The sequence below is a fragment of the Clostridium lacusfryxellense genome (assembly GCF_018861735.1).
GTDB lineage: Bacteria > Bacillota > Clostridia > Clostridiales > Clostridiaceae > Clostridium_AD > Clostridium_AD lacusfryxellense.
In genome coordinates, this window is record NZ_JAHLEB010000059.1 from 1 (window position 1) to 23,401 (window position 23,401).

Sequence of the window (23,401 nt, forward strand, 5' to 3'; positions counted from 1 at the left end):
ATGCTTTTTCCTTATTTATAAAGTGATTTTGCAGAGATAATCTGACGTAGATTACCTACTAATAATAGAAATAAAATGACGTTTCACTTAGTTATAATTTGACGTTTAACACTATAAGTAAACTAAAAGAAATTGTAATAATCGATTGTAAACTGCTCACTCGAAAAGTACTTCTAAATATTCTAACCAGCCTAAAAATATATTTTTTTATTTTTAAATTCAAGCACAGCATCTCCTTACTTATTAAAACTATTTCTAACTTCTTTAGGTGAACTTTTAAAATATTTTTTAAAACAGTGGCTAAAATAGTACTGATCAGAAATCCCTACTTTTTCAGCTATTTGAAGATTTTTATAATTTGTAGAACATAAAATGTCCTTGGCAATTTCCATTCTAATTCTCAATAGGTAATTTGCAAAAGTTTCGCCAGTTTCAGTTTTAAATATATTTCCAAAATAATTAGGACTTATATGAATAAAGCTACTAACCTTATTTAAAGATAAATCACTATCAGCATAATTTTCTCTTACATATTCTAAAGCTTTATCTACAATTATTTTTCCGGAATTCTTCCTTTTTCTTCCGATAGAATTCATAATTTTTATACATATCTTCTCAAACCATTCTTTAACTTCTACATTTGTATTAAATTTAAACATTTCAACAAAAATATTATAATTTGGGTCAAGAATTGATGAAAAATCCAATGTAAGATCTTTTGACATCCTAGTAATTGCAGCAAGAACCTCTAAAATATAGATTTGGTAATCACTAAATGAGACCTTCACCTCTGTAATATCTTCAAATAAAATTTTAATGGCATTGTACACATCTTCTTCGGTTCCAAATTTAATACTTGATAGAAGTATATGTTCTTTGTTATCATCAAATATAATATTTTTAGTTTTCTCTGGTTCTAAATCATCAATATATATTAATTTATTATTTCCAGTAACAAATCTATACTCTAAGGCAGATAACCCTCCATAAAAGGACCCATCTATATTTTTAATGCTTGTACATAAACCTCCTATTCCAATAGTAACTGTAAATTTCATATATTTTTCTATAGCTTGCCGTACTTCTTCAAGAACCCTAAATATTTTACTAATCATACATTCTTTACTTTTTTCATTATCCACTATAATACACACAATATGATTATCATGAGAGAATACAATTCCTAAAGAGTGTTTACAGACCACTTCCTCCATTATATTTAATACTCCATATCGGTTTAACTCTTCCTCTTCCTCACTAAGTTTTTTTTCATTAAACACATTTTTATCAATACTAACTACCGCACATGCAAATGTATCACCCTTTAGGTCTATATTGTAATAGTTCGCTTTATTTAATATGTCTTCTTTTCGTTGCTTACCAACCACAAGGGTACTAAGAAAATTACCTTTAAGCACTGGTAAACTTTCTATATAATGTCGCCTTAATACATCTATATTTTCTTTATTAAAAATTTCTCCATCAATTATTGCTTTAATTTTCATTAATATCTTAATTATTCCATCAGCTGAAATGGGTTTTAATACATATTCAGTTACATTAAGTTCTATGGCTTGCTGTGCATATTTAAACTCATCGAAACCAGATAGAATGACTATTTTTATCATCGGATACTTTTCAGTTACTATCTTTGCCATCTCTAGACCATCCATAAATGGCATATCTATATCTGTAATAATCACATCTGGATTCGTAAAATCGATTACATCTAAAGCATCTCTACCATTATCAGCTTCCCCAACAATACAAAAGCCGTACTTTTCCCATTCTATTTTTTTAATTATATTCTTTCTTACCATCAGTTCATCATCGATAAAGACAACCTTATACATAGTAATCCCCCTATTTATTGAAACGATTCATTTTCAATATATATATGTTCCATTTTCTAATAATACCATAGAGCTTAGAATATGTGTAGAGATCTAAATAATCCATTTATTTTTTTATATTATATTGAATATAATATTATATTCCTACACATAATATCATCAATAGTTACTAACTCACAGCTAAATGGATGAGCTCATCTTTCATATAGATACAGCTAAAGGTTACTAACTACCATAACATTAAATGAACTGATTTAAATTTAGTTTTAGCTGTAACTATTATTTAATTTAGATCAGTTCATTTAATATTTAGCATAACTAATCGAAATTTAAATTATTCAAATAATTATGAATTTTCCGTAATTTGCTATAGATTAAAAGTCTATGGTTCTTTGTTTTGTATTTTAAAATAATGTACTAAATTTACCATAGTATTAATGTTTTCTATTTGTAAAAAACCCTTTATTTATTACTCTAATTATGATATTATGTAGTAAATTAGTTGAAAAGGAGGTTGGTTATTATGTCATATAAAATTACTGATGCATGTGTAAGCTGTGGAGCTTGTGAACCTGAATGTCCAGTTAACGCAATAAGCCAAGGAGATTCATTATTTGTTATAGATGCTGATACTTGTATAGATTGCGGAGCTTGTGCAGGTGTTTGTCCTACAGGCGCTCCAGTTGAAGCTTAGTTAAAAATAACATAATCATTTTTTAAAAAAACAAGCTACTGACTTTTGTCAGTAGCTTGTTTTTTTTATTATATTATAAATTGGAGAAGGTCATAACAATACAGGATATTTTTTAATCTATTCCCAACACACCATTTTTTCTAAGAAAATGTTCCTATACGCAAAAAAAGTATATATTACGTATAATGCATTAGAATAAGCTTTAGAACTTCTTATTATATTTTTTAGCAGATTAATTAAAAATATAATTAGTAGTTCTTAGCGAAATGATAGCATTACTAGTAATATATACTTTTTTTATTCATTTAGATCCTTGAACCCTTCCCCAAGAGTTTCATGCACATTATAAGTTATTATAAATGCCTTGTTATCAATTTCTTTTATATAATTTTTTAATTTTATAAACTGTTTTTTACCTACAACAGTTGTTATAATTTCTTTATCATCATTAGTATATGCACCTTTAGCTATATATAAAGTTGCGCCTCTATTAAGATTCTCAATAATAAATTTTTTAATATCTTCGCCTCTTGAACTTACAACCTCAACTTTTTTACAATTGTTTAGCCCTGCAATAACTGCATCTATAGTAAATCCATTTATAATAACACCAAGTAACGCATACATACCAATTCTTGGTCCAAATGCTATTGCCGCTAAGACCGTAACGAAAAAATCTGCTAAAAGCAAAGCTTTACCTATATCTATATGAAAATACTTATTAAGTATTTTTGCTATTATATCAGTTCCTCCAGTGGATGCATTCTGGTTAAATACCATTCCCATTCCTACCCCACCGATTAATATTCCAAATATTAATTCTAGAAATAAATCATTTGTTATACTACCACTCATAGGAAAACCTTTTTCGAGTGCCCATATCATACCGGATAATCCAAAACTAGCATAAATTGTTTTAACTCCAAAATTAGATCCTATAAATATGAATCCTACAACGAATAGAATAACATTTAATACAAGCATTATAGCACCAATTGTCAGACCTGGAATGTACCAATTTATAACCATAGCAAGACCACTAACCCCGCCTACTGCTAAATCGTTTGGTACTAAGAAAAAATAAAAACCCGAAGCTACTAGTGCTATTCCAATAGTTATCAAAATATATTGTTTAACAATTATTTTCATGCTTATTTCCTCCTAATTTTAATTTTAAAAATCAAAAAATATTATAGTCACTTCTTTCATTACTACTATTAATAATGTTATCCATAAACCATAAATAGAAGCAGCCCCCCATTTATATTATAGGAAGCTACTTAACCATTGCAAAACATTTGTTAAATTAATCTTTTTAATTAAAACTCTGCAGATCCAGTTGTTCTTGGAAATGGAATAACATCTCTTATGTTACTCATACCAGTTATATACATAATAGCTCTTTCAAATCCTAATCCAAATCCAGCATGTTTAGTACCGCCGTATTTTCTTAGTTCTAAATACCACCAGTAGTCTTCTTTGTTTAGACCACACTCTTCCATTCTAGCTTCTAAAATATCTTGTCGCTCTTCTCTTTGACTTCCACCGATAATTTCGCCTATTCCTGGTACAAGTAAGTCCATGGCTGCAACTGTTTTATTATCATCATTTATTCTCATATAGAATGATTTTATTTCCTTTGGATAATCAGTTACAAATAGTGGTTTTTTATATACCTCTTCTGTTAAATATCTTTCATGCTCAGTTTGAAGATCACATCCCCAAGTTACTGGATATTGAAATTCTTTTCCCGATTTTTGCAATATATCTACAGCCTCAGTGTATGTCACCTGACCGAACTCTGAATTCACAACACCATTTAACCTTTCAATTAAACCTTTGTCTACGAAGCTATTGAAAAACTCCATCTCTTCTGGAGCATTTTCCATAACATATTTTATTATATATTTCATCATGTCTTCTGCAAGTTTCATATCATCTTTTAAATCTGCAAAAGCTATTTCAGGTTCTATCATCCAGAACTCAGCCGCATGCCTTGCAGTGTTAGAGTTTTCTGCCCTAAATGTCGGACCAAATGTATATACATTTCTAAAAGCTAAAGCAAAAGCCTCCGCTGCTAGTTGACCACTTACTGTTAAACTAGTTTCTTTACCAAAGAAATCCTTAGAATAATCAACTTTCTTATCTTCGCCCAGTGGAACATCGCTTAAATCAAGGGTAGATATTCTGAACATTTCACCAGCACCCTCGCAATCACTACCAGTAATTATTGGAGTATGTGTATACACAAAACCTCTCTTTTGGAAAAACTCGTGAATAGCAAAAGCAGTTAGTGAACGAACTCTAAATACAGCTGAGAAAGCATTACTTCTCGGTCTTAAGTGTGCAATAGTTCTTAAATACTCAAAAGAGTGTCTTTTCTTTTGTAATGGGTAATCAGTATTTGACATTCCCTCTATTATTATTTTTGTAGCTTTAATCTCAAATGGTTGCTTAGCTCCTGGAGTTACAACTAGTTTCCCCTCTATAGTCAAAGATGAGCTTATAGGTAATTTAGCTATTTCAGCAAAATTTTCTAAATCTTCTTCGAAGACCACTTGAATGTTTTTGAAAAAGCTTCCATCATTAACCTCTATAAATCCAAATGCTTTAGATGATCTTAAAGTCCTTATCCATCCCGATACAGACACATCTCCATCCGCATATTTTTCTTTTTCTCTATAAATTTGTTTCACTACTAATTTTTCCATAAAATTGCCCTCCTAATAATTTGTTGCTTTTTAAATAATAAAAAAAGCCCTCCACCCCTTAATAATAAAGGGACGAAAAGCTATAATTTCGCATTGCCACCCATTTGGCCATAATATGACCGTTTTAATTAGTACAGAATTATAAAATCGTATTGCAAATTATAATTCGATCTATCCAACTTTTAACGGATTGGACCCGTCTAAGCCTACTCTCCTTATAGATTTCGGTTAGAGACTCTGAGATGTTCTTCAATATAAACTTCGTATTGGTCTTTCACCATCACCAACTCGCTTAAACTCCCTTTTATATCTACTCTTCTCTTCATTGTCTTTACATTTAACTTCATAAATATTAGTATATACACTACTTATTACTTATATTCACTTAAATTATAATATTTTTAATAATAAATGTCAAATAAAAAAAAATAGAAAAGTATATATTACTATTCTTTGTGTATAGAACATTTGTTAGCAACATTCACTTAATTAAAAATACCCTATAGGGTAGACTTCTTTCTTTGTCTACCCTATAGGGTAAAAGTATTAGCTATTTAAAACTCTTCTTCGCCATCAAACTCTTCTATGTCTTCATCTGCATTTTCAACAATCTCACCAATTACCGTATCCCTCTTAGCAATTTCTCCTGTAGCCTTATTTTCAATAACAATGTTACACTTTACCTGTCCATCAACTTCATTAATGAAAGTTTTTGCTTCAACATCACCTTCTACTAAAGATACTCCCTGTGTAAGTTTCTCAGGGTGGTCAAACGTAACTGGTTTTCCATTTAATTTATCATCCATGTATAACACTCCCTTTCTAAATCTAGTGTGTGCATGAACACTTCGAAATATACTTTGGAAATATTGCCTATAGTGTAATCTTTTTATTTAATAAGTCCATCTAATAAAACTCAAAAAACATTCACTTTACCTATTTAATCTTTTCGCGACGCAACATCTGAATCTAAACCGAACCCTAAACCTACTCCTACTCCTGTACCTGCACCATACATAGCACCAGGAATCGCCCCAGCAGCTAATAATCCTAAACCTAAATGAGAATCTGAATCTACATTTTCCTCTTTAACTATTTCGCCAATAACTTCATCTTTCTTGGCAATTTCTCCAGTATTTTTATTTTCTATAACAATGTTAACCTTTACCTGTCCATTAACTTCATTAATAAAAGTTTTTGCTTCAACATCACCTTCTTCTAAAGATACTCCTTTTATAAGTTTTTCTGGGTGATCAAAAGTAACTGGCTTTCCATTCAATTTATCATCCAAGCATAACACATCCCTTCTAAGTTAAGTTTGTGCATGAATACTTCAAAATATACTTTAGAAATATTGCCTATTATGTTATCCATCATTCTGTAAATCCTTCTCCTAAAACCTCTCTTACATCTGCAACAGTCATAAATGCTTTAGCATCTACTTCCTTTACCATTTTTTGAAGTGGCACAATTTCATTCGTACCAACTACTACAAATAATACCTGTTTTTCTCCCTTTGAATACATTCCTGTAGCATGTATTCCTGTAACACCTCTATTTAAATCTTTCATTAGTACTTCTGATATTTCCTCTGAAAAATCAGAAATAATAAATACAGCTTTTGAAAAATTTATTCCTTCGAGTATACTATCTATAACTTTAGCAACTATATATATTGATATTAATGCATACATTGCCTTTTCAATTCCAAATACAAAAGCACCTACTAAAACTATTGATGAATCAATTATTAATATAATTTTAGCTATTGGAATGTTATTTAGGTAAACCTTTAGGATATTTGCTGCAAGATCAGTTCCACCAGTACTAGCAGATGCTCTTAATACAAACCCTAAGCCTGTACCAACAAATACTCCACCAAATACACTTGCAAGCAAATAATCCACGTCTGGAGACGGTATAAAGCTTGTGTAAAACAGTGCAAATGATAAATATGCTGCCGAAAATATTGATTTTCCTACAAATTCTCTGCCCTTAAGTTTAATAGCAATAGCAAGCAGTGGAATATTTACTGCAATATTAGTAAACCACAAAGGTATATTAATTCCATAATTTTTTTTCATTATATATTCTATAACAATGGCAAGACCAGATACACCACCTGTTACTAATTTTAGTTTTGCAAAAAACATGTTCACCCCTGCTGCAAGTATTGTAGTACCGATAATAATGTATATATAATTCAATATGTTTTCATTCTTAGTTTCTCGTCTCATTATTTTAACTCACTTTCCACCTTAATTTAACCTTATACTTCCAACAATAAAGTTATCACAAATATAACATTGTGTAAATATAAACATTATTATTTTTTATTTTGATTATAATTTATTTAAAATTTATTTAATTATAAAAAGCACCACATACAATATTAGTTTAGGGGGACTAAAAAATACTGTATGTGATGCTCTTTTATTTGGTTATTTAAATTATTGACATAAATCAATATATTTATCCAAATATATAAAAGTTTTTTAATATATTATTTCTTGCCCTGGATAATTTATTTCAACCGCATTTATATTTATTTTCTCCATTTCCTTTACAAATTTCTTAGTAATATAAACATCATCTCCGAAATGCATAGGTATTAATAATTTTGGTTGAATAACACTCCCAAAATATTCTCCACCTATAGAATAAAACTCTTCAAGTCTTGGATCTACAGGAAAAAAAGCAATATCTATAAGTTTCTCTTTTTTTAACTTATTTATGTGTGCCTTAAATGAGGTTTCAGCTAATCTTTGTTCCTCTAAACTATCCTCTTTCCAGTGCCACCAATTAAGATCTCCAGCATGGAAAATCGTTAATCCATCTACTTTTACTAAAAAAGAAATCCCAATGTCTGTTGAACCGTATGCTTTCACATAAACATCATTAAATGTTTTTTCGTCGCCCTCCTCTATGAAATTATAATTTGATTTGTTTTCTTCAGTTTTTATGTCACTGCTAAGTATATATTGTATTTCACTGTTATAATTTTCCCAATTTAAAATACTAGAATTAAAATGATCCTCGTGACTATGAGATGAAAAAACATAAACATTATTCATGTTTTTAATATTCTCAGGGGACAGAATCGTTGACCTCTGATAAGTCTTGTGAGTTTTATTATTTACCAAAGATTCTTTAAAATAATCAAATATCAAGAAATGATTTTTAGTCTTAATTGCAAACCCACTATGATATATATAATATATTTTTGCTTGTATTTCTTCCATAAATTATCTCTCCTTCTTTAAATAATATTTATTGAGTATGTGACCTTATTTTACCACAAAGCTCTAATCATGGTATAGTATATGTTATATACTAATTATTTAAAAAGGTGGTTGTATCTAATGAAATTTTCTTTTGATCATAATAACATAAATGTATTAGATTTAGATAAAAGCGTTGAATTCTATAAAAAAGCTTTAGGCTTTACAGAAACTAGAAGGTTCCATCCAGAAGATGATAGTTTTACCCTTGTATTCTTAGGCGATGAAACCACTAATCATAAGTTAGAACTTACTTGTATGAATGATAGAACTGAACCTTATAATTTAGGCGACAATGAGTTTCATCTTGCTGTAGTTGCAGATGACTTTGACGAGGCATATGCGTACCATAAAAAAATGGGATGTATATGTTATGAAAACAAACCTATGGGTATATATTTTATAATGGATCCTGATGGATATTGGACAGAAGTTATTCCAACAAAATAATAATATAGTAATTTGATATTCATTAAAATAAAATCATTAGCCCATTTGGGAAATACAACTATATTTGTATTTCCCAAATGGGCCTTAATAAGTATGTTTAATTTTACATTTGTATTAAATACTTACAAATATACATCTATCATCCTTGTTTCTATTAGCATGTCTATTAATAGTAATAAAATATTAAAAAAAACACTAAATATATATTAGATTTGTTCGATTATTATTATATGATATTATTTTATAAATAAATATTATCAAAGTAATTTTACATGTTATTACATATAATTCAGATTACATGACTTGCAATAATAGGAGGACTTTATGAACATTTATCCAATAATATTTTTAATAGTAAGTTTTGGTTCAATGATAGGTGCATTTATTTTAGAAGGTGGAAGCCCTGCTATGCTGGCAGCTGAAACTGCAGCTATAATAGTATTTGGAGGTACCATCGGATCAGTAGGCCTTGGATCATCTCCAAAAAAATTAAAAAATATTCCAGCAATGCTTAAACTTATATTTACAGCAAAAGAGAAAGATTTAGTAGAAATCGTGAACTACTTTAAACAGTTATCTTTTAAAACTAGAAAAAATGGTTTGCTTAGCATTGAAGGCGAATTAACTGATGAATTAGACCCTTTTATTAAAAAAGGTTTGCAACTGGTCGTTGATGGGGTAGACCCACAAATGGTAAGATCCATATTAGAGTTTGAACTTGAATCAACTTATGATAGACATAAAGAAAATGGTGCTATATTTGAATCAGCTGGTGGATTTGCACCTACTATGGGTGTTATAGGAACTGTTATGGGTCTGGTACAAGTTTTGAGTAACCTTGCCGACCCTGCTGTCTTAGGCGAAAAAATTGCAGTTGCATTTATTGCTACACTTTATGGCGTTGGATCTGCAAATCTAATATTTCTTCCTATGGCATCAAGGTTAAAAGATCTTAATAACGAAGAAACCAAAGAAAAAGGGTTAATAATAGAAGCTATCCTTCTAATTCAAGAAGGTGCAAATCCTAATATATTAACTGAAAAGCTAAAGGGATTCCTAGATAAGAAACAAGCTAAGAAGTTTAATGAAATAGACAATGAGGAAAAATCATAATGAAAAGAAAGGAAGAAAAAGAACCTAATCATGAGAGATGGCTTTTAACTTATTCCGACTTAATAACTTTACTTATGATATTCTTTGTTATTATGTATGCATCTAGCTCTGTAAACGCCGTAAAGTATAAGCAACTATCTCAATCACTTAATGCAGCGTTTGAGGGTGGTAGTGGCAAATCAGTTGTTGGAGATCAATCTGGTGTAAGTAGTCCAGTACCTACTAGTACGACAACCCCCGAAGTTACAGATGTTGCTGCTGCAAGTAAAACACTAGAAGAAAACAACATGAAGGATATTAAACAAAATGTTGATACTTATTTGAAAAAAAATGGTCTAAGTGGTAGCGTATCTACTAAAATAGACGAAAGAGGTCTTGCAGTAAGTCTTAATAGCACATTGCTCTTTGATATTGGTAAAGCAAATGTTTTAGCTGCCTCATCTAAAAAGTTAATTAGTATAGGCCAGATGCTAAATAGTGTAAATAACTATATAAGAATCGAAGGTCACACGGATAGTTCACCTATTAGTAATAATGAATTCAGCTCAAACTGGCAGCTTTCTGCTATTCGCGCAACTAATGTTACAGAACTCCTTATTTCACAATCCGGAATTAATCCTCAAAGAATATCATCAGTAGCGTATGGAGAAAACAGACCCATTGCTACTAATACTACCCAAGTTGGAAAGGCCAAAAATAGAACCGTAGATATTATCATTTTAAGTAGCCAATTCTCAAAAACAGAGGTTATTAGATAAAAAAGATGTTGCTATTTATTAGCAACATCTTTTTATTTATATCTTATTTTTTTTACTTTTAGTTATTTTAATTTTTTCTTTAGTAATTTTTAGTTTACCATCTACGATATCAATTACTGCACTACCACCTGTGGAAAGATCACCGAATAATACTTCATCTACAAAATAAGTCTTTATTTCTTGTTGAACTACTCTATTAATTTCCCTAGCTCCGTAAGCCTCCGAAAAACCTTTTTTACTAAGCCAAGCATATAAATTATCTGTAACACTTAATTTTATATTTTTAGTTAAAAGTTTTTCTTCAAATTGTTTCATTGCTTTTTTAGCTATTTGAAGAGCCATAACTTCATCTATTTTATTAAATGAAATTATATTATCTAGTCTATTTCTAAATTCAGGTGAGAATACTCGTTCAACTTCTTTAGTAATTGCTCCGCCTGATCCTATTCTGTCCCCAAAACCAATTATATTTTTACTTACTTCCCTTGCTCCTGCGTTAGAGGTCATTATTAGAATTACATTTCTAAAATCTGCCTTTTTACCAGTATTATCAGTTAGAGTTGCATAATCCATAACCTGTAATAACACATTAAATATATCTGGGTGAGCTTTCTCAATTTCATCTAGAAGTAGCACACAATAAGGATTTTTTTTCATTGCATCTATTAATAGACCACCCTCTTCATACCCTACATATCCTGGTGGTGCACCAATAAGTCTAGCTACAGTATGCTTTTCCTGGAATTCACTCATATCAAATCTTATAAGTGGAATAGCTAAGCTACTCGCTAATTGCTTACTCACTTCTGTCTTTCCTACTCCTGTAGGTCCCACAAAAAGCAGAGATGCAATAGGCTTATCCTCATCATTAAAACCTGCTCTGGATCTCTTGATAGCCTTAACCAAGGTATTTATAGCATTGTTTTGCCCAAAAACTTGTTTCTCTAAATTAATGCCTAAATTCTTTAATGTCTCTACTTCATTATTTGATACACTCTGCTCAGGAATTTTTGCAATAGATGCTACTATTTTTTCTACTGCACCTACAGTAATAGTTATGTTTTCTTCATTCTCCTGTGCATATAGCCTTGCATAAGCACCTGCTTCATCCATAATATCGATAGCTTTATCCGGAAGAAATCTATCCTTAATATACTTACTCGATAATTCTACAGCAGTTCTTAAAGCTTCCTCTGTGTATGTCACCTTATGGTACTCTTCATATTTATCTTTGAGTCCCATAAGAATACCAAAAGTCTCTTCAGTGGAAGGCTCTGGAACTTCAACTTTTTGAAATCTTCGAGCAAGTGCACTATCTTTTTCAAAATGCTTCTTATACTCATCATAGGTAGTTGCACCAATGAATCTTACCTTTCCATCTGCCAGAAATGGCTTTAAAATATTAGAAGCATCCATAGACCCTCCCGAGACTGCGCCTGCACCAACAATGGTATGAATTTCATCAATATAGACTATAGGCTTTTCCTCTTTACTAATTTCACTTAATACTTTTTTAATACGTTCTTCAAAATCTCCTCTATACTTAGTACCTGCGAGAAGAGAACCCATATCCAAATAGTATATTTTACTTCCTTGCAACAACTTTGGCACTTTATTTTCCGCAATTAATTGTGCAAGGCCTTCAGTAATAGCTGTTTTACCAACCCCTGGTTCTCCTACATGCACTGGATTGTTTTTAAGCCTTCTGCATAATACTTGTAATGTTCTTTGCAGAATGTCTTCCCTTCCTATAAGAGGGTCCATTTCGCCATTAATAGCTTTTTTAGTTAAATCCACAGTAAAATTACTTAGAAAATTAACATCATCAATCGGATTGCTATCGTCATCGTCGTCATCATAAATGTATTCTATATCTTCGTCATCGCTTGTAAATTCAGCTTGTTCTTTTCCCTCATTGTTTAACGCAGAATCAAAGCCATACGTGTCCACAACAGATATACCATGAGCTATATAATTAAGAAGATCCCTCCTCTTCATTTGCTGCTCCCTCAAAAAATAAGAAGCAAAACTCTCCTCATCATCATACATCGCAACTATCACATCACCAATCTTAACTAGCTCTTTACCCGAAAGCATAACATGATCTGCAGCTGATGATAAAATTGTTTGAATTCCAATAGTCTGGATTGGCTCTATATCTTCCACAATTTCTATGTTTTCCTTTAAAAATTTAGTTATCTGTTTTTTTAATCTTTTAATATTACCACCACTTTTTTCTACTATATCAATTCCTTCTTCAAAAAATAGAGCAGCATAAAGTATATGTTCTGGCGTAAAATATTCATGATTTGACATTTGAGCTTCATTATAAGCTGCCGTAATAATTTCATTTACTATATTATCTAATTGCATAATTACTCCTTTTCTAATGTTAATTTCAGCGGGAATCCGCTTTCCTCACACATCATCATCGCTTGATCTATTTTTGTGAGTCCCACGTCATAGCTATATATTCCTGCAACGCCATTGCCTTTTTTATGCACGTCAAACATAATTTTTGTAGCTTCTACAACCTGCTTTTTAAAAACTCCAACTAAAACCTGTACAACAAATTCCATACTTGTATAATCATCATTATGAATAATAACCAAGTACTTATTAGGTTTATTAATTTTGGTCTCTATCTTTTCTTTAATGCTAATTTCTTCGCTATAATTCCTTTTTTCTGACATAATTACCAACCTCACTGTTTACATTAAAATTTATTTTTTATCCTCTTAAAAAACCACTTACTTATTTAATTCATATTACTTAAAGTCTATTATATCCTACTTATTTATATATTACTTCATTTACGTATATTATTTCAACTATTCTGCTTATATAACTCAACTATTCTACTTTTATCTTTCATATATAAATTTTAAACTATATTCATATTAAAGGTAACTCTTTTTTTACTTTCCACATATTATGTAAAAGGTCATAAGACCTGAAAAAGAGGAGGATTTACCTATGGAAAAAAATCAAATTACTCACCCTTCTGATACTTGTGGTGAGATCATTAGTTCTAAAACATTGCCTTTAAGTAGTGGAGTTACTATTATACCAATTGGTATTAGTGGACCTCTAGTTGCTAAAATCCCTGTTGTAATCGCTGAAACAGAGATTCAAATAGATATTGAAACTGAGTTTAAGTTGAATGAACCATTCTTTGAAATCAAAAGGATAAAGAAAAACGTATATTTAACTCAATGTAAATTGCTTCCAAGATCAGGTGTAATTGAATGTGGCATTCTACGTTCTGGAAAACTATTTATAAGTGGATTCGTAAGGAAAAATATAGAATATGCCACCGCCGACTGCATCGAAGATAAAATTGTTAGCGGGAGAATAGCACATACAACAATAGATGTTCCATTTACAGCTGTATCAGAAATTCAATATGCTGTGCCCCCAGTAGTTAATGCTCGAGGAGTTCAAACTGAAATAGATTTGTTAAGTAGTTGTGGTTGTCAAGATTGCACCGGAACTCTTATTGGAAAATCAGGATGTGAACAATATTTTGAAGATAGTATAACTTTTACTGAAAGCCCATACTGTGAGCTCGAAGGGGTAAGAATTATTGAAGACGATATTAATTCAGATCCTATTAAATGTACTAATAAGTCAAATATACAACTTTACAATAAAATAATTGAAAAAATGGTTTTATACGTAAGAATTAAAGTATTACAATTACAACAAGTAAATATACCATATTCTATTCCAGATAAATCCATTTGCTCTAAACCTCAGTATTCCGATTTTCACGAGTAAAATTTAACTATAGTCATTTAGATATAGCCATTCTTCTAAAGAATACATTATTCTTTAGAAGAATGGCTATTTATATTTAATCAACCTACTTTATATAGTATGTATTATATACAATGATTATTAAAGTAACACTTTCTGTATTTCCCTCATATTATGTAGAAGGTCATAAGACCTCAAAATAAGGAGGAATTACCTTTGGAAAAGAATCAAGTTGTATACCCTTGCGATAATTGTGGTAAAATCATTAGCTCACAAACATTACCTTTAAGTAGTGGAACTACTATTATACCAGTTGGTATTAATGGCCCTCTAGTAGCGAAAATCCCTGTAGTCCTTGGCGAAAGAGAGATTCAAATAGATGTTGAAGCTATATTTAAATTAAACGAACCATTCTTTGAAATTAAAAGAATAAAGAAAAATGTATATTTAACTCAATGTAAATTGCTTCCAAGATCCGGTAGAATTGCTGCTGACGGCACTCTCCTATCCGGAAAATTATTTATAAGTGGATTCGTAAGAAAAAATATAGAATATGCTACCGCTGACTGTGTAGAAAAAGAAGTTATAAGTGGCAGAATAGCTCATACAACAATAGATGTCCCATTTACAACTGTAACAGAAGTTGTATATGCAGTACCACCAGTAGTTAATGTTCGCGGAGCCCAAACTGAAATAGATTTATTAAGTAGTTGCGGGTGTCATGACTGCACAGGAACTATTATGGGAAAATCAGGATGTGAACAATCTTTTGAAGATAATATAACTTTTACTGAAAACCCATACTGTGAATTAGAGGGAGTAAGGATTTTTGAAGACGATATTAATACAGATCCTTTATACCATAAAACTAATTCGAATGTACAGCTCTATAATAAAGTAATTGAAAAAATGGTTGTATATATTAGAGTTAAAGTATTACAATTGCAGCAGGTAAATATCCCAGTTGTTCGTCGTAGTTGCGATGACGACGAGTAAATATGTAATATAGACATCTAGTTATTATAACCGTTTTTCTAAAAAATACTATTCTTTAGAAAAACGGTTATTTATATATAGTCAATATAATTTATATCACATATTTGATGATGTTTAAATACATAAGGCATCTGAAATAAAATAACTAATAAGTATGCTAGTCTATTTTATTTCATATACCAAAACCTTATAATAAAGGAGCAGTCTCAATGAAACCAGACAATAACCGTGACAAATTAAGCCTGATAAAGTCGCTTATCATTTTGAATATGTTACAACAACCAAATTGTATTATAAATATAAATAAAACATCTAAAAAAAATTCAAAAAATGTTAAACATAAAAATCCGAATAATTTAAATCCGAAAGATAAAGTAAACACAGAATTTATACTTCCCTTGCAAGAAGTAACTATTATAGATGATTCAGAAACTATTTTTCCTATTGAACAAATAACTATTGTGGATGATTCAGAGACTATTCTTCCTATTGAACAAATAACTATTGTGGATGATTCAGAAACTATTCTTCCTATTGAAGAAATAACTATTATAGATGATTCAGAAATTATTCTTCCTATCTGTGATAAATTAAGTATGGCAAAACTTCTTATTATTTTAAAACTCTTGCAACAATCAAATAGTAATGAAAGTATTAATAAACCATTTAAAAATGACTCAATGATTATTGGGCATAAAAACAATGTAATCCAAAATAATTCAAGTGCTAAAAATATTACAAAAGATAAACTTAATACAAAATACATACTTCCTATTCCCGAAGTAATTATTAGAGATGATACAAAATGTATCAAGAAAAAAGATGAAATTAATACTACTACTGATAACACTATTTATGAAATATCTGAAAATATAAATACCAATCACTGTGAAAACTTAATATCAACAGTATCCATCATAATAGCAGAAAAAAATATAGACATTCCCATTGAATCGACATTTAGATTAAAAAACTCTGCATTAGATATAAAAAAAATAAAAAAAGACATATACTTAACTAATAGTAGGTTACTACCTATGTATGAAAAAGATGATATTTTTCCTTCCTTAAATGGTAAACTTTTTTTAGAGGGTTTTGTTAGAAACAAATTAGATTTTTCTATAGCAAAATCTATGCATGATAACATAATTAATTTAGATACTGAATGTGTTATAATTTATATTCCTTTTAAATGTACTACTTTAATCCATTATAAAGCTTCCCCAGTTTTCTCTAAAGTGAAATCTCTAAATTATATACCCATTTATATGTCATCAAATTGTTTAGATATTAATAAAGACTTTAATGAATATATCAATTGCGATGTTCAACCAATAAATTGTGAGATAGAACAATCTAAAATTTATGAAACATATACTCTTGTTGATAGAAAACCTTTTAGTAAAGATTTCCCTTTAGAAACTCATTTTCATACTATAAAAGAAAATATAATAATAAATCTTTCTTTAACATTACTTCAAAAACAAGATATAACTATTAATTACAGAAAAAATTCTAAATAAAATTCTCTGAAATGATAAAAACCCCAATATATATTGGGGTTTTTATCATTTCAATGTGTTGAATTATTTTTTAATTTGTATTTTTAAGCCTTTAATAGCTATTTTATTGCAATCTCATTTTAGTAATTTCTTTATAATAAGTAATACTTCCAACTTCATCATCAGTTATTACACCATCTACAAGTAATATATTATCAATATCCACCATTTTAAAAGCTTTAGTCTTTTGATTATGTGCATCACAGATTTTAAGACTTAAATTGTTTTGTTTCTTATCACCAGTCTTAATTAAAAATAATACATTTTCATCTATATCAGAAAGGTCTTTAAATACATTAAAATCTTCATTTACTAATAATGACTTAATTACATCTTTTCTTAAATCCTTTTTAATAATTGCTATAGTATCCTCATGTTTAATAAGATATTCTGAAATAAAACCTACTAATTCTTGTTTTGATTGAAATAATTGAATATTTGACATTTATATTACCTCCTGAATTAATAGAATAAATCATTTAATTCTATATATACATTGTATTGTATTTAAATGCATAAGTCAATAGGTGTATTAAAAATTCTTTGAAGATTTAAAAGTGTCTATTCAAGCCATTTTCATCAAATATGTATCTGAAATGTCATCTGCTATATTAGTTTTTATATGCATACTACTGAATAATTATTCATGTATTCGTATGTTTTGTTTTGTAAAAAGAAAAAACGTATATTCATATGAAGTATGTAAAAACTAATGTAGAAATATAGTTAAAAGCAATCATAAATAGGAGGAACTTTTATGGAAAATCAAAATGATTTATCTGATTATATAACTAAAAGAGCATTAGCTCAAGGTGCCATATTGGTAGGTTATACAAAAATAAGAGTATTGGACCCAGTAATTATATTCGGATTTCCATTTACTGATAAATGGTTTCTTAAAGAGCCACTCAATATATCAAAACTACTAAAAAAAGAATATAGCATAAGTAAACATGTCCAAAATATAACATCTAAGATTCTTAAATCCGAAGGCTATACCACGCAGCATAAAAGCATTATGTCAGTATACGGTGATTTTCGGCCGCTTGCAGTTTCTGCTGGACTTGGCGTGTGGGGTAGAAATGGAATTATTGTGAATAATGATTATGGCGCTGGAATTCTTTTTGCAGCCACCTTTACAAATGCACCGCTTAAACCATCTTTTATTACAAAAGATACAAATCATTGCACAAACTGTGATAAATGTATTAATGCCTGCCCTGGAAAAGCATTCGAGAATAATACTTTCCATGTTTACCGTTGCATTCCAAATACAATTAAGGGTTGTAATGAATGTTTAAAAGTATGTACAAAAAATGCTTGTAAAAGCTAAAAAATAAGCAGGATAGCTTGCTTATTTTTTAGCTTCTAGATTAAAATTCAATTATATCCATATCAGCATTGCTTAACCCTTCAAAGACCTTATCAGCATTTAATAGCACATCTTTTTGTCCTATTCCAATTACCTTCATATTTGCAGCTTTTGCTGCGTCTATTCCAGCTTGCGCATCTTCAAATACAACACATTCTGATGGATGAACCTTTAATTCATATGCTCCTAGCAAAAACACTTCAGGATCAGGTTTTGCTTTTGAAACCTTATTCCCATCTATTATGGCATCAAAATATGAAGTTAAGTTTAGATTATTTAATATTAGCATGGAGTTTTTTGATGCTGACCCTAGTGCAATTTTTATTCCATTGCGCCTTAATTCTATTAAGAAATCTTTAACCCCTGGCAATATTTCATTCTCATCTAATTTTGATATATATTCCACATACCAATTATTTTTTTCTTCTGCCATCTTTGATTTTTCCTCATCACTTGGTTTAATCTTTCCTATAGATAATAGTATTTCTAAAGATTGCATTCTACTTACACCCTTTAGTCTTTCATTATCCTTATGCGTAAAATCGAAACCCAAGCTGTTTGCAAGTCTCTTCCATGCTAAGTAATGATATTTTGCTGTATCTACTACTACCCCATCCAAATCAAATAAGCATGCTTTTGTTTTACTCATACTACTTAGCCTCCATCAATTATTATATTTTTTATTCCTTACTACCTGTGGCAGCGATACCTTTAATAAAATTCTTCTGAAATATCAAAAATACTATTATCATAGGTACTGACAGTAACATCGCTCCGGCTAAAACCTGATCCCACAATGAATAATGTTGACCATAGAAGGAGTTTAGCCCAACTGGGAGTGTATACATTGATTCTGATGCTGTTAATAAACTTGGCCACAAGAAAGCATTCCAGCTACCTGTAAACATCAGTATAAATTGTGTGGTTAATGCTGTGGTTGATGTAGGCAATATTATTCTAAAAAAGATTCCAAATCTTCCTAGTCCATCTATAGATGCGGCTTCTTCTAACGACTTAGGTATACTAAGGAAAAATTGCCTCATTAAAAATATACCAAACATACTAGTTAAGAATGGAATTGTAAGGCCTTTGTAGGTATTAATCCATCCCAGTTTACTTAAAAGCATATACATTGGCACCATAATTACTTGCCCAGGTATCATCATCATTCCGAGGATACCTAAAAACAGAGCTTTCTTTCCTGGAAAATTAATTCTTGCTAGAGCATATCCAGCCATTGAATTAAATATTAGATTTCCAATAGTACAAATTAATCCAACTACAATACTATTAAACATCCACCTTGAAAAAGGAAAATTGCTTAATATATATTTATAATTTTTAAAGGACAATGTGCTAAAATCGATAGTGGATTTGCCAACCTCTGAAGAGGGCTTAAGTGAAACTATAAAACTCCATAGGAATGGCCCAATAGTTATAGCAGCATATGATATTAGTATTAAATAAAACAATATTCTAAGTGGTGATATTTTTTTTAATTTTTTCATAGCTCTCCCTCCCTAATTTGCTTCTTCTTCTTTAAATAATCTTTTTTGTATTATTGTCAATGTAAATAGTATTGCGAAAATCACAAACGCTATGGCTGATGCATAACCCATTTCGCCTTCTTTAAATGCTTTATTGTATAAATATAAAACCATAGTCATAGTACTGTTTAAGGGTCCACCAACCCCCTTAGAAATTATATATGCTTGGTCAAACATCTGCAGCGTTCCTATAACAGATACTACTAAGTTAAAGAAAATAGTTGGTTTAATTAAAGGTAATGTTATTTTAAAGAACCTTTGAAGCTTGCTAGCTCCATCTATTTCTGCCGCTTCATATAATGTTTGTGGAATTTCTTGAAGCCCTGATAAAAATATTATCATATACATTCCAACTGATGACCAAACTGCCATAAGTACTATAGCTGCCAATGCAAATTTAGGCTCTGTAAACCAATTTCTTGGGGCTATCCCAAATATATTAAGAAAGTTATTAAGAACTCCATCAACCTTAAATATAAATAGAAATATAAGTGACACCGCAACAGCTGATGTTAGCGTTGGTATATAGTAAGCTGCTCTAAAAAAAGCCTTTGCCTTAATCTTAGAATCCACTACCATTGCAAGTAATAATGCTATAACTAACTGTAGTGGTACAACGCATAAAGAGTAAGTAAAAGTATTTGTTAGTGCTTTCCCAAATACCTCATCGTTGAATACTCTTATATAATTATCAAAGCCAACACTTTTTGCACCTAAAAACGATGTTTGGTCTAATAGTCCATACTCCTTAAAACTTAATATAAACGCCGCTATTAACGGTCCTATAAAGAAGACTATTGCAGAAATAGCAAAAGGTGCTACAAATAACCAGCCATCTAATTTCTCTCTAGTCTTTTTTGTTATGAATTTCTTTGGAACTTTCTTTTCTTTTGAATCCTTATTTTCGGTGGGTGTTTTTACAGTCAACATATTTTCCCTCCTTTTAAAATAGGAAGCATGAAATCATGCCTCCTATTCTAGTATTATTTAGCTGCTTTTATTGCTTCATCTAATGCAGATTTACCATCTGGGTTCTTCTTAAGTCGATATCTTTCTCCTGCCTTTTGAAGTTCAATATTTATTTTAGAAAAATTCTTACCATAAGAATATGGAGTTGCATATACTGTACCATCTACTAATGCTTTTCTTTGCGGAAATTTTTCTGCATAAACAGTTGACATTGAACTTCTAGTTGGTATTGCAAGACCAGAATCTGCTACCATTTTCTGTGACTCTTTACCTGTTAAGAACTTAATAGCCTCAGCTGCTTGTTTTGGTTTTTTTGTATTTTTGCTCATTGCGTATGCAACTGTAAATACCATATTACCTTGTTTTTCACCTTTTGGAAGTTCAACAATTCCATAATCAAGATCTGGAGCTGTATCTTTCATGAAGGGTATCAACCATCCGCCCTCTACTACCATAGCTGCATTCCCCTTAGCTAATGACTCACCAGCCCATCCGTCGCCTAAATCCGCAGGTGATGCTGCATATCCATTTTTTATAAACGAATAGTAAAATTCAAATCCTTTTATTGCTTCTGGTGAATTAAATACCATTTTTTCTCCATCAACAACTTTTCCACCCGCCTGGAACATGAAGGATGAAAATCTTGCTGAGTCATCTGGTAATGCTAGTGCTTTCACTTTTCCCTTTGTTAATTTTTTAGAAACTGCTTCTAATTCTGCCCATGTAGTTGGAGGTGTAACTCCAGCATCAACAAACATCTTCTTATTATAGAAAAGTGCTAATGAATTAAAATCTTTTGGTAGACCATACGTTTTACCACCCACTTGAAATCCCGATAATAGGTTTGGATAAAAATCTTTTAAATCTTCTTTATCCAAATACTCGTCTATTGGTGCAACTGCACCTTTTTCAACATAAGATGGTACTAGTGATACATCTAAAAAGAATAAATCTGGTTCTGTCTTAGCTGCTATTTTAGTCTGCATAACTTGGTTATAATCCCCTGTTGCAACTTCTTTTTTAAGTGTAATTTTTTTACTCTTATTTAGTTCATTAAATGAAGCTATTTGATCATCAATAAGCTTTGTTTCTGTGTCTGATGACCCCCATACTTCAACCGTTATAGTAACTGGTTTTGCTGAAGCCTCCGTTTCAGTTTTACCATCCACCTTAGCAGTATTCTTACTACCACAACCTACAAATAATGTAGTTATTATTGCTACTGTACACACCAATGCAATTATACGATTTCTTTTCATTAAAATTCTCCCCCTTAATTATTGCAATTTAATTATATTTTAATTGAAGATTCTCTTTCAATTAACTCAGGTTCTATAATTATTCTCCCTAAATACTGTTCAGAAATTATACTTAAAATTAAATTACCTGCAGATTTGCCTATTTTCTCTCTATCTTGTCTAATTGTTGTAAGTTTTGGTGTGACAAAATTGCATAAGTTAATATCATCAAATCCTACTATAGATATATCATTTGGTATATCATAGCCCTTATTCTTTAAACCTTCCATCGCTCCAAGTGCCATTAAGTCACTGGCACAATATATTGCTGTTATATCTCCGTGATTTCCAATAAGCTGTTCTGCTGCAGCTTTTCCACCTTCATATGAGAACCCTCCACTAACTATAAGCTCTTCTTCAATTTTGATACCTTTTCTACTTAATGCCAAGTAATACCCATCTAATCTTTCATAACTAACTAGTGCATCTTTATGCCCATTTATAAAAGCAATTTTTGTGTGACCTTGGTCTAAAAGATGTTCTACAGCAAGTATTGATCCTTTTATATTATCAACACCAACGCATCCTACTCTACGATTTTTTATATATACGTCATGTAAAACACATGGATAAGTCATACTTTCTAATTGCCTAAAATAATCATCTGTCATCTTGAGTCCTAATATTAATGCTCCATCTAACTGTTTTTCCTTAAATAACTTTTCAAGACTCTGACCCTTTTGCATATCAGAGGTTGTGGAAAGTATTATGGTTTCATATCCATAATCTGAAACCACCGACTTAAAGGCCATGAACATCTCATATATTATATAATCACTTTCATTGTAATCTTCCACCAAGAGTGCTAATCTGTAGTTTTTTTCTCCACTTAAACTTCTAGCAACTATATTAGGCCTATATCCTAAACCTTCTGCAATTTCTAAAATATTTTTTCTAGTAACATCACTTATGTCAGCATAATTATTAAATGCTCTGGATACTGTACTTATAGATACACCTGCTTGTTTTGCAACATCTTTTATAGTAATATTTTTTTTCTCCATTTTGTTTTCCTCTCTTCTTATGAAATTTATTCTA

General features: G+C 30.4%; 23 protein-coding genes and 1 other annotated feature. Of the genes, 8 read left to right on the forward strand and 15 right to left on the reverse strand.

Annotation, left to right across the window (positions count from 1 at the left end; genetic code table 11):
• Positions 1–236: 236 nt before the first annotated feature.
• On the reverse strand, positions 237–1,853 hold the full coding sequence (locus tag KPL55_RS21770; protein ID WP_216308863.1) for a response regulator: 1,617 nt from the start codon (positions 1,851–1,853) through the stop codon (positions 237–239).
• A 523-nt stretch (positions 1,854–2,376) separates the two neighbouring features.
• Here KPL55_RS21770 and fdxA point away from each other — a divergent pair.
• The gene (gene fdxA, locus KPL55_RS21775; RefSeq protein WP_165414303.1) at positions 2,377–2,547 is read left to right on the forward strand and encodes a 4Fe-4S ferredoxin; all 171 of its coding nucleotides are present in this window, start codon (positions 2,377–2,379) and stop codon (positions 2,545–2,547) included.
• 297 nt (positions 2,548–2,844) lie between these two features.
• On the opposite strand, the gene KPL55_RS21780 is transcribed toward fdxA, so the two are convergent.
• The 6 genes from KPL55_RS21780 to KPL55_RS21805 form a co-directional block, all read right to left on the reverse strand.
• The gene (locus KPL55_RS21780) at positions 2,845–3,696 is read right to left on the reverse strand and encodes a YitT family protein (protein WP_216308864.1); all 852 of its coding nucleotides are present in this window, start codon (positions 3,694–3,696) and stop codon (positions 2,845–2,847) included.
• A gap of 170 nt (positions 3,697–3,866) precedes the next feature.
• Positions 3,867–5,258: an asparagine--tRNA ligase gene (asnS, locus tag KPL55_RS21785; protein WP_216308865.1), complete on the reverse strand. Its 1,392-nt coding sequence runs from the start codon at positions 5,256–5,258 to the stop codon at positions 3,867–3,869.
• A 65-nt stretch (positions 5,259–5,323) separates the two neighbouring features.
• Positions 5,324–5,593, reverse strand: a binding site (T-box leader).
• A gap of 219 nt (positions 5,594–5,812) precedes the next feature.
• Complete coding sequence (locus KPL55_RS21790) at positions 5,813–6,064, reverse strand: hypothetical protein (protein WP_216308866.1); 252 nt, start codon at positions 6,062–6,064, stop codon at positions 5,813–5,815.
• A 134-nt stretch (positions 6,065–6,198) separates the two neighbouring features.
• Positions 6,199–6,549: a hypothetical protein gene (locus KPL55_RS21795; RefSeq protein ID WP_216308867.1), complete on the reverse strand. Its 351-nt coding sequence runs from the start codon at positions 6,547–6,549 to the stop codon at positions 6,199–6,201.
• An 82-nt stretch (positions 6,550–6,631) separates the two neighbouring features.
• Complete coding sequence (locus KPL55_RS21800) at positions 6,632–7,495, reverse strand: YitT family protein (protein ID WP_216308868.1); 864 nt, start codon at positions 7,493–7,495, stop codon at positions 6,632–6,634.
• Between the two features lie 258 nt (positions 7,496–7,753).
• Complete coding sequence (locus KPL55_RS21805) at positions 7,754–8,500, reverse strand: MBL fold metallo-hydrolase (protein WP_216308869.1); 747 nt, start codon at positions 8,498–8,500, stop codon at positions 7,754–7,756.
• A 120-nt stretch (positions 8,501–8,620) separates the two neighbouring features.
• Here KPL55_RS21805 and KPL55_RS21810 point away from each other — a divergent pair, with 120 nt between their 5' ends.
• From KPL55_RS21810 to KPL55_RS21820, 3 genes are all read left to right on the forward strand, one after another.
• On the forward strand, positions 8,621–8,989 hold the full coding sequence (locus tag KPL55_RS21810; RefSeq protein WP_216308870.1) for a VOC family protein: 369 nt from the start codon (positions 8,621–8,623) through the stop codon (positions 8,987–8,989).
• 324 nt (positions 8,990–9,313) lie between these two features.
• Positions 9,314–10,102: a flagellar motor protein gene (locus tag KPL55_RS21815; RefSeq protein ID WP_216308871.1), complete on the forward strand. Its 789-nt coding sequence runs from the start codon at positions 9,314–9,316 to the stop codon at positions 10,100–10,102.
• On the forward strand, positions 10,102–10,860 hold the full coding sequence (locus KPL55_RS21820) for a flagellar motor protein MotB (protein WP_246599734.1): 759 nt from the start codon (positions 10,102–10,104) through the stop codon (positions 10,858–10,860). The genes KPL55_RS21815 and KPL55_RS21820 overlap by 1 nt, the downstream gene beginning before the upstream one ends.
• Positions 10,861–10,896: 36 nt before the next feature.
• Here KPL55_RS21820 and clpA read toward each other — a convergent pair whose 3' ends face one another.
• Both clpA and KPL55_RS21830 read right to left on the reverse strand, forming a co-directional pair.
• Positions 10,897–13,233, reverse strand: a complete 2,337-nt coding sequence (gene clpA / locus KPL55_RS21825) for an ATP-dependent Clp protease ATP-binding subunit ClpA (protein WP_216308872.1) — start codon at positions 13,231–13,233, stop codon at positions 10,897–10,899.
• Positions 13,234–13,235: 2 nt separating this feature from the next.
• A complete protein-coding gene (locus KPL55_RS21830) occupies positions 13,236–13,553 on the reverse strand; it encodes an ATP-dependent Clp protease adaptor ClpS (protein WP_216308873.1) in 318 nt (105 codons plus the stop codon).
• Between the two features lie 283 nt (positions 13,554–13,836).
• On the opposite strand from KPL55_RS21830, the gene KPL55_RS21835 reads away from it, so the two are divergent.
• The 3 genes from KPL55_RS21835 to KPL55_RS21845 all read left to right on the forward strand — a co-directional run bounded on the left by KPL55_RS21835 (position 13,837) and on the right by KPL55_RS21845 (position 17,138).
• Positions 13,837–14,640 (forward strand): CsxC family protein, encoded by an 804-nt coding sequence (locus KPL55_RS21835; protein ID WP_216308874.1) that lies wholly within the window; start codon positions 13,837–13,839, stop codon positions 14,638–14,640.
• Between the two features lie 195 nt (positions 14,641–14,835).
• The gene (locus KPL55_RS21840) at positions 14,836–15,615 is read left to right on the forward strand and encodes a CsxC family protein (RefSeq protein WP_216308875.1); all 780 of its coding nucleotides are present in this window, start codon (positions 14,836–14,838) and stop codon (positions 15,613–15,615) included.
• A gap of 209 nt (positions 15,616–15,824) precedes the next feature.
• The gene (locus KPL55_RS21845; protein ID WP_216308876.1) at positions 15,825–17,138 is read left to right on the forward strand and encodes a DUF7852 domain-containing protein; all 1,314 of its coding nucleotides are present in this window, start codon (positions 15,825–15,827) and stop codon (positions 17,136–17,138) included.
• Positions 17,139–17,241: 103 nt separating this feature from the next.
• On the opposite strand, the gene KPL55_RS21850 is transcribed toward KPL55_RS21845, so the two are convergent.
• Positions 17,242–17,622 carry a hypothetical protein gene (locus KPL55_RS21850; protein ID WP_216308877.1) on the reverse strand — a complete coding sequence of 127 codons (381 nt, stop codon included), beginning with the start codon at positions 17,620–17,622 and terminating at the stop codon, positions 17,242–17,244.
• A gap of 312 nt (positions 17,623–17,934) precedes the next feature.
• On the opposite strand from KPL55_RS21850, the gene KPL55_RS21855 reads away from it, so the two are divergent.
• Entirely contained in the window at positions 17,935–18,510 is a 576-nt protein-coding gene (locus tag KPL55_RS21855; protein WP_216308878.1) for a 4Fe-4S binding protein, read from the forward strand.
• Between the two features lie 40 nt (positions 18,511–18,550).
• Here KPL55_RS21855 and pgmB read toward each other — a convergent pair whose 3' ends face one another.
• From pgmB to KPL55_RS21880, 5 genes are read right to left on the reverse strand one after another with little or no spacing between them, the layout of a single operon-like run.
• Complete coding sequence (pgmB, locus tag KPL55_RS21860) at positions 18,551–19,198, reverse strand: beta-phosphoglucomutase (RefSeq protein WP_216308879.1); 648 nt, start codon at positions 19,196–19,198, stop codon at positions 18,551–18,553.
• Positions 19,199–19,229: 31 nt separating this feature from the next.
• Complete coding sequence (locus tag KPL55_RS21865; RefSeq protein ID WP_216308880.1) at positions 19,230–20,057, reverse strand: carbohydrate ABC transporter permease; 828 nt, start codon at positions 20,055–20,057, stop codon at positions 19,230–19,232.
• A gap of 12 nt (positions 20,058–20,069) precedes the next feature.
• Positions 20,070–21,026 carry a carbohydrate ABC transporter permease gene (locus tag KPL55_RS21870; RefSeq protein ID WP_216308881.1) on the reverse strand — a complete coding sequence of 319 codons (957 nt, stop codon included), beginning with the start codon at positions 21,024–21,026 and terminating at the stop codon, positions 20,070–20,072.
• Positions 21,027–21,079: 53 nt separating this feature from the next.
• Positions 21,080–22,324 (reverse strand): ABC transporter substrate-binding protein, encoded by a 1,245-nt coding sequence (locus KPL55_RS21875; RefSeq protein ID WP_216308882.1) that lies wholly within the window; start codon positions 22,322–22,324, stop codon positions 21,080–21,082.
• 32 nt (positions 22,325–22,356) lie between these two features.
• Positions 22,357–23,367, reverse strand: a complete 1,011-nt coding sequence (locus tag KPL55_RS21880; RefSeq protein ID WP_216308883.1) for a LacI family DNA-binding transcriptional regulator — start codon at positions 23,365–23,367, stop codon at positions 22,357–22,359.
• Positions 23,368–23,401 lie beyond the last annotated feature (34 nt).